The 13094-nt window shown below is 64.5% G+C and carries 15 protein-coding genes and 1 tRNA gene; 5 read left to right on the forward strand and 11 right to left on the reverse strand.

What is annotated here, in order from left to right:
* Window positions 1-172: 172 nt before the first annotated feature.
* The 10 genes from nuoK to VGR67_01080 all read right to left on the reverse strand — a co-directional run bounded on the left by nuoK (window position 173) and on the right by VGR67_01080 (window position 6991).
* Window positions 173-478, reverse strand: coding sequence for an NADH-quinone oxidoreductase subunit NuoK (gene nuoK / locus VGR67_01035; GenBank protein HEV8334986.1), 306 nt, complete (start codon window positions 476-478; stop codon window positions 173-175).
* A 21-nt stretch (window positions 479-499) separates the two neighbouring features.
* Window positions 500-1000, reverse strand: coding sequence for an NADH-quinone oxidoreductase subunit J (locus VGR67_01040; protein ID HEV8334987.1), 501 nt, complete (start codon window positions 998-1000; stop codon window positions 500-502).
* Between the two features lie 10 nt (window positions 1001-1010).
* Window positions 1011-1478 (reverse strand): NADH-quinone oxidoreductase subunit I, encoded by a 468-nt coding sequence (locus tag VGR67_01045; protein ID HEV8334988.1) that lies wholly within the window; start codon window positions 1476-1478, stop codon window positions 1011-1013.
* A gap of 25 nt (window positions 1479-1503) precedes the next feature.
* Window positions 1504-2568 carry an NADH-quinone oxidoreductase subunit NuoH gene (gene nuoH, locus VGR67_01050; protein HEV8334989.1) on the reverse strand — a complete coding sequence of 355 codons (1065 nt, stop codon included), beginning with the start codon at window positions 2566-2568 and terminating at the stop codon, window positions 1504-1506.
* Between the two features lie 29 nt (window positions 2569-2597).
* The gene (locus tag VGR67_01055) at window positions 2598-3695 is read right to left on the reverse strand and encodes an NADH-quinone oxidoreductase subunit D (GenBank protein ID HEV8334990.1); all 1098 of its coding nucleotides are present in this window, start codon (window positions 3693-3695) and stop codon (window positions 2598-2600) included.
* A 10-nt stretch (window positions 3696-3705) separates the two neighbouring features.
* Window positions 3706-4335: an NADH-quinone oxidoreductase subunit C gene (locus tag VGR67_01060; GenBank protein HEV8334991.1), complete on the reverse strand. Its 630-nt coding sequence runs from the start codon at window positions 4333-4335 to the stop codon at window positions 3706-3708.
* A gap of 264 nt (window positions 4336-4599) precedes the next feature.
* Complete coding sequence (locus tag VGR67_01065; GenBank protein ID HEV8334992.1) at window positions 4600-5085, reverse strand: NADH-quinone oxidoreductase subunit B family protein; 486 nt, start codon at window positions 5083-5085, stop codon at window positions 4600-4602.
* Window positions 5076-5441, reverse strand: a complete 366-nt coding sequence (gene ndhC / locus VGR67_01070) for an NADH-quinone oxidoreductase subunit A (GenBank protein HEV8334993.1) — start codon at window positions 5439-5441, stop codon at window positions 5076-5078. The genes VGR67_01065 and ndhC overlap by 10 nt, the downstream gene beginning before the upstream one ends.
* A gap of 170 nt (window positions 5442-5611) precedes the next feature.
* Complete coding sequence (locus VGR67_01075; GenBank protein ID HEV8334994.1) at window positions 5612-6244, reverse strand: lytic transglycosylase domain-containing protein; 633 nt, start codon at window positions 6242-6244, stop codon at window positions 5612-5614.
* Between the two features lie 159 nt (window positions 6245-6403).
* Entirely contained in the window at window positions 6404-6991 is a 588-nt protein-coding gene (locus VGR67_01080) for a DUF192 domain-containing protein (GenBank protein HEV8334995.1), read from the reverse strand.
* 160 nt (window positions 6992-7151) lie between these two features.
* Between VGR67_01080 and VGR67_01085 the strand changes: the two genes are divergently transcribed.
* The 5 genes from VGR67_01085 to VGR67_01105 all read left to right on the forward strand — a co-directional run bounded on the left by VGR67_01085 (window position 7152) and on the right by VGR67_01105 (window position 10764).
* The gene (locus tag VGR67_01085; protein HEV8334996.1) at window positions 7152-8168 is read left to right on the forward strand and encodes a glyceraldehyde 3-phosphate dehydrogenase NAD-binding domain-containing protein; all 1017 of its coding nucleotides are present in this window, start codon (window positions 7152-7154) and stop codon (window positions 8166-8168) included.
* A complete protein-coding gene (locus VGR67_01090) occupies window positions 8165-9367 on the forward strand; it encodes a phosphoglycerate kinase (GenBank protein ID HEV8334997.1) in 1203 nt (400 codons plus the stop codon). The genes VGR67_01085 and VGR67_01090 overlap by 4 nt, the downstream gene beginning before the upstream one ends.
* A gap of 4 nt (window positions 9368-9371) precedes the next feature.
* On the forward strand, window positions 9372-10148 hold the full coding sequence (gene tpiA / locus VGR67_01095; protein HEV8334998.1) for a triose-phosphate isomerase: 777 nt from the start codon (window positions 9372-9374) through the stop codon (window positions 10146-10148).
* 94 nt (window positions 10149-10242) lie between these two features.
* On the forward strand, window positions 10243-10662 hold the full coding sequence (gene secG, locus VGR67_01100; GenBank protein HEV8334999.1) for a preprotein translocase subunit SecG: 420 nt from the start codon (window positions 10243-10245) through the stop codon (window positions 10660-10662).
* 17 nt (window positions 10663-10679) lie between these two features.
* Window positions 10680-10764, forward strand: a tRNA-Leu gene (locus VGR67_01105).
* 167 nt (window positions 10765-10931) lie between these two features.
* Here VGR67_01105 and VGR67_01110 read toward each other — a convergent pair.
* On the reverse strand, window positions 10932-13043 hold the full coding sequence (locus VGR67_01110; GenBank protein ID HEV8335000.1) for a hypothetical protein: 2112 nt from the start codon (window positions 13041-13043) through the stop codon (window positions 10932-10934).
* Window positions 13044-13094: the final 51 nt, after the last annotated feature.

Raw genomic sequence — 13094 nt, forward strand, 5'->3', positions numbered from 1 at the left:
CACCGCCCCTACCGACAGCAGGAACGACAGCAGCACCGTCCCGCACGCGATCCACGACACCGCCCGCTTCGGCAAAAACCGCCGCCCCAGCAGGCCGTTCACCGCGAACCCCAGAAACGGCAGGACCGGTATCAGCCAGAGCAGGTTCAGCATGGGAATCGGCAGCTCCCCGCTACCATTTCATCAGGTTCATCTCGTCCACGTTGACCGTCTCCCGGTTCCGGAAGAGCGCGATCACGATGGCGAGGCCGACCGCCACCTCGGCGGCGGCGACGGTGATATTGAAGACGCCGAAGATCTGCCCCACCAGGTTGTTCCACTGGCGGGAGAAGGTGACGAAGTTGATGTTGGCCGCATTCAGGATCAGCTCGATCGACATCAGGATGATAATCACGTTGCGGCGGATCAGGACGCCCGTGATGCCGATGGCCACGAGGACCAGGCTCAGGATCATGAGGTGCTCGGGAGGAATCGCCATGAAGACCTCGTCGGCCCGCGTCTAGGCGCGGGGCCGGCCCAGCACGATGGCGCCGATCATCGCCACCAGAAGAAGCAGCGACACGACTTCGAAGGGTATCAGGTAGTTCCGGTAGAGCAGCGCGCCGACGAGCTGGAGGTTCCCCTCCCCGCCGCTCGCCGCCACGGGCGCGGCCGGGGGGGCGTCCTTGACGAACACCGCGGCGAGCATCCCGAAGAGGATCAGGGTCAGCCCCGTGGAGAGGCCCAGGTGCAGCTTCCCCCCCGAGTAGCGCCGCGGCTCCTCCAGGTTCACGAGCATGATGACGAACAGGAAGAGCACCATGATGCCGCCGGCGTAGACGAGGACCTGGACGGCGAACAGGAACTCCGCCCCGAGCAGGACGTAAATCGCCGCGATGGCGATGAACGTCAGGACCAGATAGACGGCGGAATGCACCGCGTTCTTGCGGGTCACCATCATCAGGCCCCCCACCACCGCGAGCGCCGCGAAGAAATAGAAGACCAGGAGTCCGAGGTTCATCGCGCCGGCCTCATCGGTCGTAGAGCTTCACGGGAAGACCGTCCACCAGCTCCCGGCGGTCGGCGACATAGACGTCGCGGTCGTAGCCGGCGAACTCGTAGTCGTGGGACATGTAGATCGCGGTGATCGGCTTGGTGGGGCAGGGATCCACGCACAGCCCGCAGAAGCAGCACCGCTCGTAGTTGATGGTGAAGCTGACCAGGTCCTTTCCCTTCCCGTCCGCCTTCTTCTCCGACACGATCGAGATGCACTCGGTCGGGCAGATCGCCTCGCACAACAGGCAGGAGATGCAGAGCTCCTCGCCCGTCTGCGGGTCCCTCCGCAGCCGCGGCACGCCGCGGAAGCGCGGAGCGAACTCGAGCGTCTCGCGCGGATACTCGACGGTGATGTGGGGGCGGAACTGGTTCTTCAGCGTGACCCACATCCCCTGCCAGAGCTCCAGCAGGAGGAACTTCCGAAGCAGATTCCCGAAAATCACGGGCGGCGTCCCTCCCGGGTCCCGATCATCGCGCCAGGATCACCGCCAACCCGGTGGCGACCACGTTGGCGATGGAGAGCGGAATCATCCAGAACCACCCCAGCCTCATGAGCTGGTCGTAGCGATAGCGGGGAAACGTCCCGCGGAGCCAGAGGTAAACGAAGAGGACCAGGAAGGTCTTCGTGGCGAACCAGAAGACCCCCGGGAGCACGGGCGAGATCCAATCGAGGCCCAGATTGAGCCAGCCGAGCGCCTCGACGTTGGGGAACGGACGCATCCAGCCGCCCAGGAAGAGCGTCGTCGCGATCGAGGCGATGATGATCATCGAGGTGTACTCGGCCAGGAAGAACAGGGCGAACTTCATCCCGCTGTACTCGGTGTGGAAGCCGGCGACCAGCTCCGACTCGGCCTCGGGGAGATCGAACGGCAGCCGGTTCGTCTCCGCCACGCCGCTGACGAAGAAGAGGAACAGCCCGAGGAACTGGGGGACGAAATACCAGACGTGCGCCGCGCGCTGGGCTTCCACGATCCCCACCATGCTGGCCGTGCCGCTGAGCATCATCACGCCGATGATCGAGAATCCGAAAGGCACCTCGTAGGAGACCATCTGGGCGGCGCTGCGTAGCGAGCCGAGCATCGAGTACTTGCTGTTGCTCGACCAGCCGCCGAGCATGATCCCGTAGACCCCGAGCGAAGAGATCGCCAGCAGGAAGACGACCCCGACGTTGACGTCCGCGATCCAGGGATGGATCGAGTAGCCGAACAGATCGATCGTTCCCCCGCCCGAGAACGGAATCACGGCGAGGGCGGTGAACGCCGGGATGATGGTCAGGATCGGGGCGAGCGTGAAGAGCAGGCGGTCCGCCTTGTCCGGGACGATGTCCTCCTTGATGAGGAGCTTCACCGCGTCGGCGATCGGCTGGAGGATTCCATGCGGCCCGACGCGGCGCGGCGCGAGGCGGAGCTGCATGAACCCGAGGATCTTCCTCTCCAGCAGCGTGAGGTAAGTGACGACGAGGGAAACGACGCCGAGGACCACGAGGATCTGGCCGAGCGGGATCGCCAGGTTCCGGATCAGCGTGTCGGCCATGGGGTGTCGCCTCTCCTCAATCCCGTCGGCTAGCGGTCCACGTCTCCGAGGACGATGTCGAGCGTTCCGATCACGGCCACGACGTCGGCCACCAGCGAGCCCCGGATCATATGAGGCAGCGCCTGGAGGTTCACGAAGGAGGGGGAGCGGAACCGCATCCGATACGGCTTGTCCTCTCCCTGGCTGACGATGTAGAAGCCCAGCTCGCCCCTCGGCCCTTCCACGGTGTGGTACACCTCGCCGGCCGGCGGCTTGATGCGCTTCGGCACCTTCGCCATGACCTCCCCCGCCGGGAGATGGTCCAGCGCCTGCTCCACGATCCGCGTGCTCTGGCGCATCTCCTCCATCCGGATCAGGTAGCGATCGTAGGTGTCGCAATTGTAGGTGACGGGCACGTCGAACTGGAACCGGTCGTAGACCGAGTAGGGGTGCGCCTTCCGCAGGTCGTAGTCGACACCCGCGGAGCGCAGACACGGGCCGGTGACGCCGAAATCGATGGCGTCCTCCGCCCGGAGGATCCCGACCCCCTTCGTCCTGCCCAGCCAGATACGGTTCTTGGTGAGCAGGGTGTCGTACTCCTTCTGCCGCTCGGGGAAGATCTTGACGAAGTGACGCGCGCGATCGGTCCAGCCCGGGGGAAGATCCCAGGGCAAACCCCCGATGCGGTAGGCGTTGTAGGTGAGCCGCGCCCCGCAGAACGCCTCGAAGAGGTCCAGGATGATCTCGCGCTCGCGGAAGCAGTAGAAGAAGACGGTCATCGCCCCGATGTCCAGCGCGTGCGTGCCCAGCCAGACGAGGTGGCTCGCGATGCGCTGCAGCTCGGCCGTGATCACGCGGATGTACTCGGCGCGCTCCGGCACCTTGACGCCCATCAGCTTCTCCACCGTCTCCACGTACCCGAGGTTCTCGTACATGGCGGCCACGTAGTCCAGCCGGTCGGTGTAGGGCTCGATCATGTGGTAGTTCTTCGTCTCGCAGAGCTTCTCGACGCCGCGATGCAGGTAGCCGATGATGACGTCGGTGTCGGTGACCGTCTCGCCGTCCAGGAGAAGCTTCAAACGAAGCACCCCATGGGTCGCCGGGTGCTGCGGGCCCATGTTGATGTCCATCATCTCGGTGCGAAACATCGCGTTCCCCTCAGCGGAGCTTCAGGTGATCCCGGTCGTATCCCTTGACCGGGTATTCCTTCCGCAGCGGATGACCCTGCCATTCGTCGGTCAGGAGGATGCGACGCGGATCGGGGTGACCCTCGAAGGAGATGCCCAGGAGATCGAAGGCTTCCCGCTCGTGCCAGTTGGCGGTGCGCCAGATTCCCGCGACGCTCGGGACCGGCTCCCCGTCGGCGGTGCGCACTTTCAGGTTGATGCGGTGCTTCAGCGAAATCGAGAAGAGGTGGTAGACGACCTCGAACCGTTCCGGCCGATCGGGAAAGTCGACGCCGCAGAGGTTCGACAGGTGATCCATCCGGAGGTTCGGATCCTCTTTCAGGAACCGGCAGGCCTCCAGCAGGTTCTCCTTCTTGAGCAGGGCGGTCGCCTCGCCCGCGTGGAACGAGACTTCGACGACGGCCTGCGGCAGCTTGGCCTGGAGCGCCTTCAGCACGGGAGAGTCGACGGGCGCCTTGAGATCGATCTTCGGAGGCGGCGCCGGCTTCGGGGGGGTCGACCCCGGCGCGGCCGGAGACTCCAGCTTCGGCGGCGGGGACGTCGAGGCGCCGGCGCGGGGCGGCGCCGCAGGCGGGTCCGGCTTGGGACCCGGGCCCGGCATCGGAGGAGCCTCCGGCTTCGGACCGGGACCGGGCATCGGAGGAGGATCGGGCTTCGGACCCGGGGCCGGCGGCGCCGGAGCGGGATCCGGCTTGGGATCGGGTTGCTGCGGGGGCGGCGGCCCGCCGGGGGGCTTGTTCTCTTCGTTCACAATGTCGCTCCCGCTGATTTCAGCCGATTCTCCGGGGCCGGTGCTCCGGGACGTCCGGCATCCTCTCTTCGCAAGTCCGCGCGGGGTCCCCGGTCCGGCCGGGGACGGAAAGCGTCAGGCGGATTTCCGGGCGAGAGTCATCTTGTCGATCTTGTCCTGTAGTTTGAGAATGCCGTAGAGCAGTCCTTCGGGACGCGGCGGGCAGCCGGGGATGTAAACGTCCACGGGGATGATCTTGTCCACCCCCTGCACCGTGCTGTAGGTATCGAAGGGTCCCCCGCACGTCGAGCAGGCGCCCATCGAGATCACCCACTTCGGATCGGGCATCTGGTCGTAGAGCCGCTTCACCATGGGAGCCATCTTCTCGACCACCGTCCCCGCCACGATCATCAGATCGCTCTGCCGCGGCGTCGCCCGATAGACCCCCGCTCCGAAACGATCGATGTCGAACCGGGAGGCGACCGTCGCCATCATCTCGATGGCGCAGCAGGCCAGGCCGAAGCTCATGGGCCAGAGCGCCGACTTGCGCGCCCAGTTGAAGACCTTGTCCAGCGAGGTGATGATGATGTTCGGTCCGAAGCGATCTTCGATCAAACCCACTCGAGGGCCCCCTTTTTCCAGGCGTAGAGGTAGCCGAGGACGAGGATCGCCAGGAAGAGCACCATCTCGACGAATCCGAACATGCCGAGAGCCCTGTATTTCACCGCCCACGGGAACAAGAAGACAGTCTCCACGTCGAAGACGACGAAAAGCACCGCAATCACGTAGTAATGGACGGAATACCTGCGCCTCCCCTCCCCGGCCGTCTCCACGCCGCACTCGTACGCGGCCATTTTCGTCCGATCGTAACGCGAGGGTCGGACGATCGCCGCGACGACGAGGGCGAACACCGGGAAGATGCAGGCGACGATCAGGAAGACGAGAATCGGGCCGTAGGATTCACCGGCGACGGGCACGGGCTAGGAGCCTCCCCCACGTTTCTCGGCTCGTACATTTCTTTTCGGCGGAGCAATTTAGCACAGCGATTTCGGCAGTGTCAAACCGGGCCGGAGGGAAAGGAAGGCGGACGGCAAAAGGGCCGGGAAAGAATCTCCCGGCCCTCGCTTCGAGCGGTGCTGGCGGACTTCTAGTTCCGCTGGGGGAGAGCGGCGAAGACCCGCCCCGGATACTCCATCGGCAGCGACGCGTTGACCGCCTGGAGGGCGGCGATTCGATTGGGCCCCTGGTTGTAGGCGGCCAGGGCGACCTCGACGCTGTTGAAACGGTTGATCAAGGTTCCGAGATAGTAGGTCCCCATCTCGATGTTGGTCAGGGGGTCCCAGAGGAGGCTGTCGCCGGTCCACCGGATGTTCAGCTCCTGAGCCACCTCACGGGCGGTGGAGGGAAGCAGCTGCATCAGGCCGAGGGCCCCTTTGTCCGATACGGCGAAGGGGTCGAAGGAGCTTTCCGCCTGAATCACCGCGAAAATCATGTCGGGGCTGACCCCGTATTTCCGGCTGACCTGCTCCACCCGGGTGGCCATCCCCTCCACGGAGGCGCGGGGCAGCCGGACATGGTTGTCTTCCAGAACTTCCCGCAGGCGAATGACGGTCGCCAGGTGGGTGTTGCCGGTGCGCAACTCTTCGATCTTCTCCTTCTGGACGGCCACCAGGTTGGTCAGGCCCTCCGTGTTGTCGATGACTCGCTGATATCGGGACCCGACCATGAACCCCAGGACGATCATCAATGTCAGCGTAAGGCTATGAGTCGCGAACCGCATTGCACCCACCTCCTGCTGTCTTGGATGCTGGAAATATGGCTTTCCCAGCTCCTATGTCAAGGACAAAACAGGACTACGGCATGTCGGATTGGCTGACGATTATTCTACAACCTATTGAAAATTATTATCTTACTAGAACGGTCGATCCGGAGAGCCCTTTCAAGATTCTTTGAACCATCGCCGCAGCCTGTTGGGGTTCTGAACACTTGCAGGCCCTCCCGATGGTACCAAAGTACCCAAATCGACCCCTTTGACCTGGATGAAATCTCCGACTCGAAGGCCGGCCTTTCCCGCCGTCCCTCCCCGGACCTCGAGAACGTACCGAGCCTTGCGCATCGGAGCATAGCCGGGACAAGGATCGTGGCGGCAGGGTGGAACGTCGCTCTCGAAATAGACGACCTGAAGATCGCCGGAAAGCCAGATGAGATCGAGGGAGACGAGGCAGTTCTTCATCCAGAAAGAATGAAAATCCTCCTGATCGAACAGGAACAGCATCCCCTCCCGCCGGCCCACCTTCTGCCGGAACATGTACCCGCGGGCGTGCTCCTCGGGGGTGCGGGCGATTTCGAGCCGAACGGCGTGCCCATCGGGAAAGGTCGCCACCGGTTCGGTGGACGAGGACGGCTCCGGGCCGGCCGAGGGAGAATCGAGCCCGCAGGCTGCAGCCATCGCCAGGCCGGCGATCATTCCGGCGCGCCAGAATGCCGGCGGGGTTCGGTGCAAGCCCCGGAATCGCCAATGGACCACCCGGTCGATCTCCTTTCCCCGCGCATCCTAGCCGATTCGGGCGGGGCCCACAAACCGCTGCGACGCCTCGCGGGGCCCGGGTGACTTGGGTTTTACGATATCATCCATTATACTTCGCGCGCTCCGCGGAAATCATCACAATTCTTTCCGGAGGAAGGGTTTGCCAGCTCGTGTCGGGATCAACGGCCTGGGACGAATCGGCCGCTGTCTGGTCCGCCTCGCCTGCGAGCGCCCCGATCTCGACGTCGTGGCGGTCAACGACGTGGCGAGTCCCCAAACCCTGGCCCACCTCCTGCGGCACGACTCGACGGGGGGAGCCTGGAGATTGCCGGTCGAGGCGGGCGACGGCTGGCTGAGCATCCAGGGAAAGCGCATCCCGTGCACTGCGAGCCGCCATCCGGCCGAAGTCCCCTGGAGGGAGGCGGGAGCCGAGGTGGTGGTGGAAGCGACGGGACTCTTTCGCGACCGCCGGGGGGCTGCCGGCCACCTCGCCGCGGGGGCGCAGCGCGTGATCATCTCGGCCCCGTCGCCTGATGCCGATTTCACCGCGGTCGTCGGGGTGAATCACTATGACTACGATCCCAAGCTCCACCGAGTCCTGAGCAACGCCTCCTGCACCACGAATTGCATCGCCCCGATCCTGATGCTGATCGAGAAAGATCCGGGCATCGAGGCCGCCTCCCTCTCCACCATCCACTGCTATACCAACGACCAGCCGCTCATGGATGCGCCGCATCGCGACTTGCGGCGGGCGCGGGCCGCCGGCTTGTCGATGATCCCCACGACGACCAGCGCGGAGCTGGCGCTCGGAAAGATCTTCCCGAATCTGGCGGGCAAGATCACCTGCCTCGCGGTGCGCGTTCCGACGGCCCAGGTGTCGGCCGTCGACCTGGCGATTCTCCTGGCGCGCGACGCCGACCTGAAGGCGGTGCGCGAGACCTTCCGAGCCGCCGCGCGGGGGCCTCTCGCGAGCCTTTTTGGATACGCCGAGGAGGAGTTGGTTTCCATCGACTACCGGGGCGATTCGCGCTCCGCCGTCGTGGACGGCCCCCTTCTCGCCATGCCCTCGTCCCGCCTGCTGCGGGTCTTCGCCTGGTACGACAACGAGGTGGGGTACACACATCGCCTGGCGGACTTGATCCTTCATCTCTCCCGGGTGGCAGGAGAGGAGCGATGACCGGCCCTACCCGGAAAAAGGCTTCGGTGCGCGATCTCGACCTGCGAGGGAAGAGAGTCTTCGTGCGCGTCGATTTCAACGTCCCGCTGGAGGCGGGAAGAGTCTCCGACGACACGCGCATCCGGGCGTCGCTGCCGACGATCCGTCTGGTCCTGGAGAAGGGCGGCCGGCCGATCCTGGCGTCCCACCTCGGAAGGCCGAAAGGAAAACCGCAGCCCGAGTTCTCGCTCGCCCCCGTCACCGAAGCTCTCCGGCCCCTTCTGGGAACTCCGGTGACCTTCTCCCCGGAGTGCGTGGGGGAAGCGGCCGGCCGTCACGCCTCGGCCCTGGCCGAGGGGGAGACGCTTCTCCTGGAGAATCTGAGATTCCATCCGGGCGAGGAGAAGAACGACGAGGGCTTCGCCCGGCAGCTCGCCGCGCTCGCCGGCGCCTACGTCAACGACGCCTTCGGCAGCGCCCACCGGGCCCACGCCTCCGTCGCCGCTCTTTGCGGGCTGCTCAGGCCGGCGGCTGCCGGCCTGCTGATGGAGAAGGAGATCGATTTTCTGGGACGCCTCCTCGGCTCGACCCCGCGGCCCTACGTCGCCCTCCTGGGCGGGGCGAAGGTCTCCGACAAGATCGCCCTGGTCAGGAACCTCATGCCCAAGGTCGACACCTTTCTGATCGGCGGGGCAATGGCCTATACCTTCCTCGCTTCCCGCGGGATCGCGACCGGAGACTCCCGCGTGGAGACGGAGAGTGTCGCCGTGGCGAGCGCGATTCTGGAAGAAGCGAAGAAGGCGGGGGCGCCGATCCGTCTCCCGATCGACCATCGCGTAGCCGACTCGCTGGAGTCGCCCGGAGCGGCGCAGACCACCGAGGGGGAGGCTATCCCCTCCGGAAAGGTCGGCCTCGACATCGGTCCCCGCACCGTTGAGGTCTTCCGGGGAGAGCTTGCGTCGGCCCGCACCGTCCTGTGGAACGGCCCGGTGGGACTGTTTGAGCGGCCGCCCTTCGATGCCGGCTCCCGGGAATTGGCCGCGGCGATCGTCGCCTCCGGCGCCTTGAGCGTGGCCGGGGGGGGCGACACAGCGGCGGCGCTCGCCCGCTTCGGCCTGGCCGAGCGATTCAGCCACGTCTCCACCGGCGGGGGGGCGTCGCTCGAGTTTCTTTCCGGGCTCGAGCTCCCGGGCGTGGCGGCACTGACCGATCGGAGCTGAAGCGATGCGAGTCCCCTTCGTCATCGGCAACTGGAAGATGTCCACCACGCACGTCGAGGCGAAAGAGCTGGCCGTCCAGATCGTCGAGCGCGTCGGCGCGCTGCACGGCGTCGACGTCGTCCTGGCGCCCCCTTTCACTTCCCTTTCGGCGGTGGGGCCGGTCCTCCGGGGCCGCGGCATCGGGCTGGGGGCTCAGGACCTCCATTGGGAGGATCGGGGGGCCTTCACCGGAGCGATCTCCCACCGGATGCTGGAAGCCCTCGAATGCACTCACGTCCTCGTGGGGCATTCGGAGCGCCGCAAGCACTTCGGGGAGACCGACCACACGGTGAACCGGAAGATCCAGGCCGCCTTGCGCGGCGGGCTCCGGCCCGTCCTGTGCGTCGGCGAGGAGGAGCAGGAGCGCACCGGCGGCCGGCTGCGCGCCGTGATTCGCCGGCAGGTAAGCCAGGGACTGGAGGAGATCGACTCCGGGGCCGCCGAGCGGCTCACGATCGCCTACGAGCCGGTCTGGGCGATCGGCACGGGACGGTCCGCCACGCCGGAGGACGCCGCGGAAGCCCACGAGGTGATCCGCCGCCAGCTCGAGCGGATCTTCGGGCCGGAGCGCTCCCGGACGGTCCGGATCCTGTACGGAGGAAGCGTCACCGGAGAAAATGCCGCGGGATTCGCGGCGCGCGCCGAAGTGGACGGCGTCCTGGTCGGCGGGGCCTCGCTCGATGCGCAGAGCTTTGCCGCCATCGTCCACGCCGGCTGGGAGACGCGGCCGATCACGGGATAGGACATCTTTACGTCACGCCGGTCTCTGTGCTAAAGTTCGGGCCCGTCAAAAATCAACCGAGCTTGGAATCGCGAGGTCGGGAGAGAGACTCGAAATGATGATTGCGCTGATAGCCCTCCATATTATCGTCTGTCTGATCCTCATCATCGTTGTTCTTCTCCAGTCGGGAAAGGGAGCGGATCTGGCGGGTGCTTTCGGCGGCGGCGGGAGCCAGACGGCTCTCGGAAGCCGGGGGGCCGCCACCGTCCTCTCCAAGGCGACGACCATCGCCGCGGTTCTCTTCATGTTCACTTCGCTGGCCCTGGCCATCATGTCCTCGCGCCGGACTTCCGCGGTGCTGCAGAGCGCGCCTCCGGGGGGGCAGTCCGCTCCTTTGAAGCCTCCCGCGACGACACCGCCGGCCGGCGGACAGGCCCCCGCGACGCCTCCCTCGGGCGCCGCTCCCGGGACCTCCCAGCCCGCTCCCGGGCAGCCGGCCCCGCAGCAGCCGCCGACGGGTCAGCCGACGAAGTAGCTGCGTTGTCCTCGATTGCCGAAGTGGTGGAACTGGCAGACACACCATCTTGAGGGGGTGGCGGGTAACACCGTGCGGGTTCGAATCCCGCCTTCGGCACCATTCCTTATAACTCCTTGTACTTAAAAACTCCCCTTGCACCCAGGGCAATCGAATGGCCTTCATCCGGCACGTTGGGAAAAGTTGGCTTTCTACCGGAAAGTGGGCCGTAAGAACCGCAGCCAGATTTCCAAGGACAAGTCCATCGTGCTAGGAGAAGTTCCGTCTTTTCATGGAGATGAGGCGGTTTTTTCTGATTGCCCTTCTCTGCATGACGCCGGCCTTTGCCGGGGGGACGACGTTGATAGAGGTCCTTCCTTGATCGCAGTCTTCCTGTGGGAGTGTCCAGAACGAGGAGACCAGTTCGAACCCAGGGTTGTGGAAGCTGGGAGACGCGCATACTCGTCGGCCCCGATGTCCCAAATCCCTCCCTGGATCGGGTTCGCGTCCGCGTAGGAGGGAAGGCCATGGGCCGAGGCAACGGAATTGTTGATGTCCATCTTTCGCCCTGCCGGCATCCCTGTCGAGGTTCCGTGGTCCTTTGCGGGGCTGTTGGACTGGATGTGATAGTCGGAGGAGGCGGCACTCACAAATAGGGGATCCTGGCAGCGATTCTGGTCCGCCGTTCCGTTCGCCGAGCCGTCGAAGTCAGACCCGGGAAGAATCCGAGCACATGAAAATGTAAGCGCACCGATTTGAGCCAGAACAGTTCCTCCAGCGTTAGGCGCGTAGATCAAGTTGTGCTGGAACTGGTTTTGTGCGCCGGCGGAGGTCGGGCTCGTCCAGTTGATGAGCTTCTTCGCGCTGGAGGAGTAGATGAGATTGTTGCGGAGGAGGTTGCCGGTATAGGTGCCGCCTTCCGTAGAATTGAAGGCCTCTCCGACTGGATTGATGCAGGTGTTGTTGTAGATCGAATTATTGGTGAACGTGTTGGAGGTATCTCCGCCTTCAAAGCCAGAGAACCAGAAGCATTTGCCATCCCCCCCGGCCGAGCCCGGAGCTATGCACACATTGTTATAGATCTGGATGTTCCGATGATAGTGATAAACAGGATTCCTCCCCTCGATTGCGAGCTTGAAACAGCTCCCCACGGCAACGAAGACATTGTCGCGGACGGTAATCCCGTCGACCGGCGATTCGAGAAGAATCGCCTTGTTCCCCGACCCTCCACGTCCCGCCGGGATGCATCGCTCCATCAAATTACCTTCCACGAAAAACCCTGAGTAGTCTCCTGAGCCGACGTTAGAGGCCGTCCCGAACGTCGTGCAGTTGGGCGTTCCGCCCATACCGTCCCCAAGCACGGTCGCGCCGCCCATGTCGTGGACCCAATTCCTGGCGAAAGCACCCGTGAAGGGCGCCGACGGATGACTCTCCGTATGAATGCCTTCGCTTGTCGAGTAGCTGAATTCGTTCTCGGTGATCTGGAGATTGTTCACACCGCCGCTTCCGACGACCGAGATCGTGACCGGCCGGGCGCTTCCGGTCTCCGAGTCAATGAACTTGGAGAAGATGTTTCTCGTGATCGTGACGTTCGTGAGATTGCCCTGGGATTGAATCGCGCACCGCGCGCCGTTCCGGAAGGTCAGACCTCGGATCGTCACGTTCGCGTTCGTGCTCGAGGAACTGGTCCCCAGCTCGAGGAGATCGGTGCGCCGGTGGTTCACACCAATCCCCTTGGTCGTGTTGGGATTCGTGACCGTCGGACCCCAGCGGACAAGCAGAGTATTGCCGGAGTCCCCGTTCCAGTTGCAGGCTCCGGACCATCCCACCGCATCATAGGTGGCGGTGATCTGAGCCGCCGAGGGACGCTTTCGCGTGATTGAGCCGTCTGGCTTTCGAGCGAAGTAGAGGCGGTCCTGCGAACCGTCGCACGTAGCCATCTGGTAGTACCACACGTCCGAGCAAGTTCCGGGAACGCCGGCGCAGACACCGGAGGAGCAATCCGAGCATTGCGTCCAGCCGCTCGGAGTGAACCTGATTCCCTCAAGATAGACCGTCTCCTGATCGACGAGGCCGTAGCGATATGGCTGGATGATGATGGGGTGTCCGACAGCTCCGGACTTCACGATGTTCCATTGACCATGCGTGAAGACATCGTAGACACCGGTCGTGCCCGGACAAGTTCCGTGCGCGACGTGCGTCCCGCGAAGGTAAAGAATCTCATCCTGAGCGGACAGCAACTCCGCGCCTTCGCTCAACGTCCTCTTGGGCCCGGTCCTCCCGCAGACATCCGATACACCCGTACCCGACGTCCTACAACCAGGGTCGACATAGTAGGGACCGCCGGCCCAGGCCTGCGCCGCCAGTAAGGCCAGCGGGAAGAAGACCTTCACCCTCTTCATTCTCTTCCTTCACTCCCTCGTGGTGAGCTGGAACGGACTGTAACGGGTGGA

The sequence above is a fragment of the Candidatus Polarisedimenticolia bacterium genome (genome assembly GCA_036004685.1).
GTDB lineage: Bacteria > Acidobacteriota > Polarisedimenticolia > Gp22-AA2 > AA152 > DASYRE01.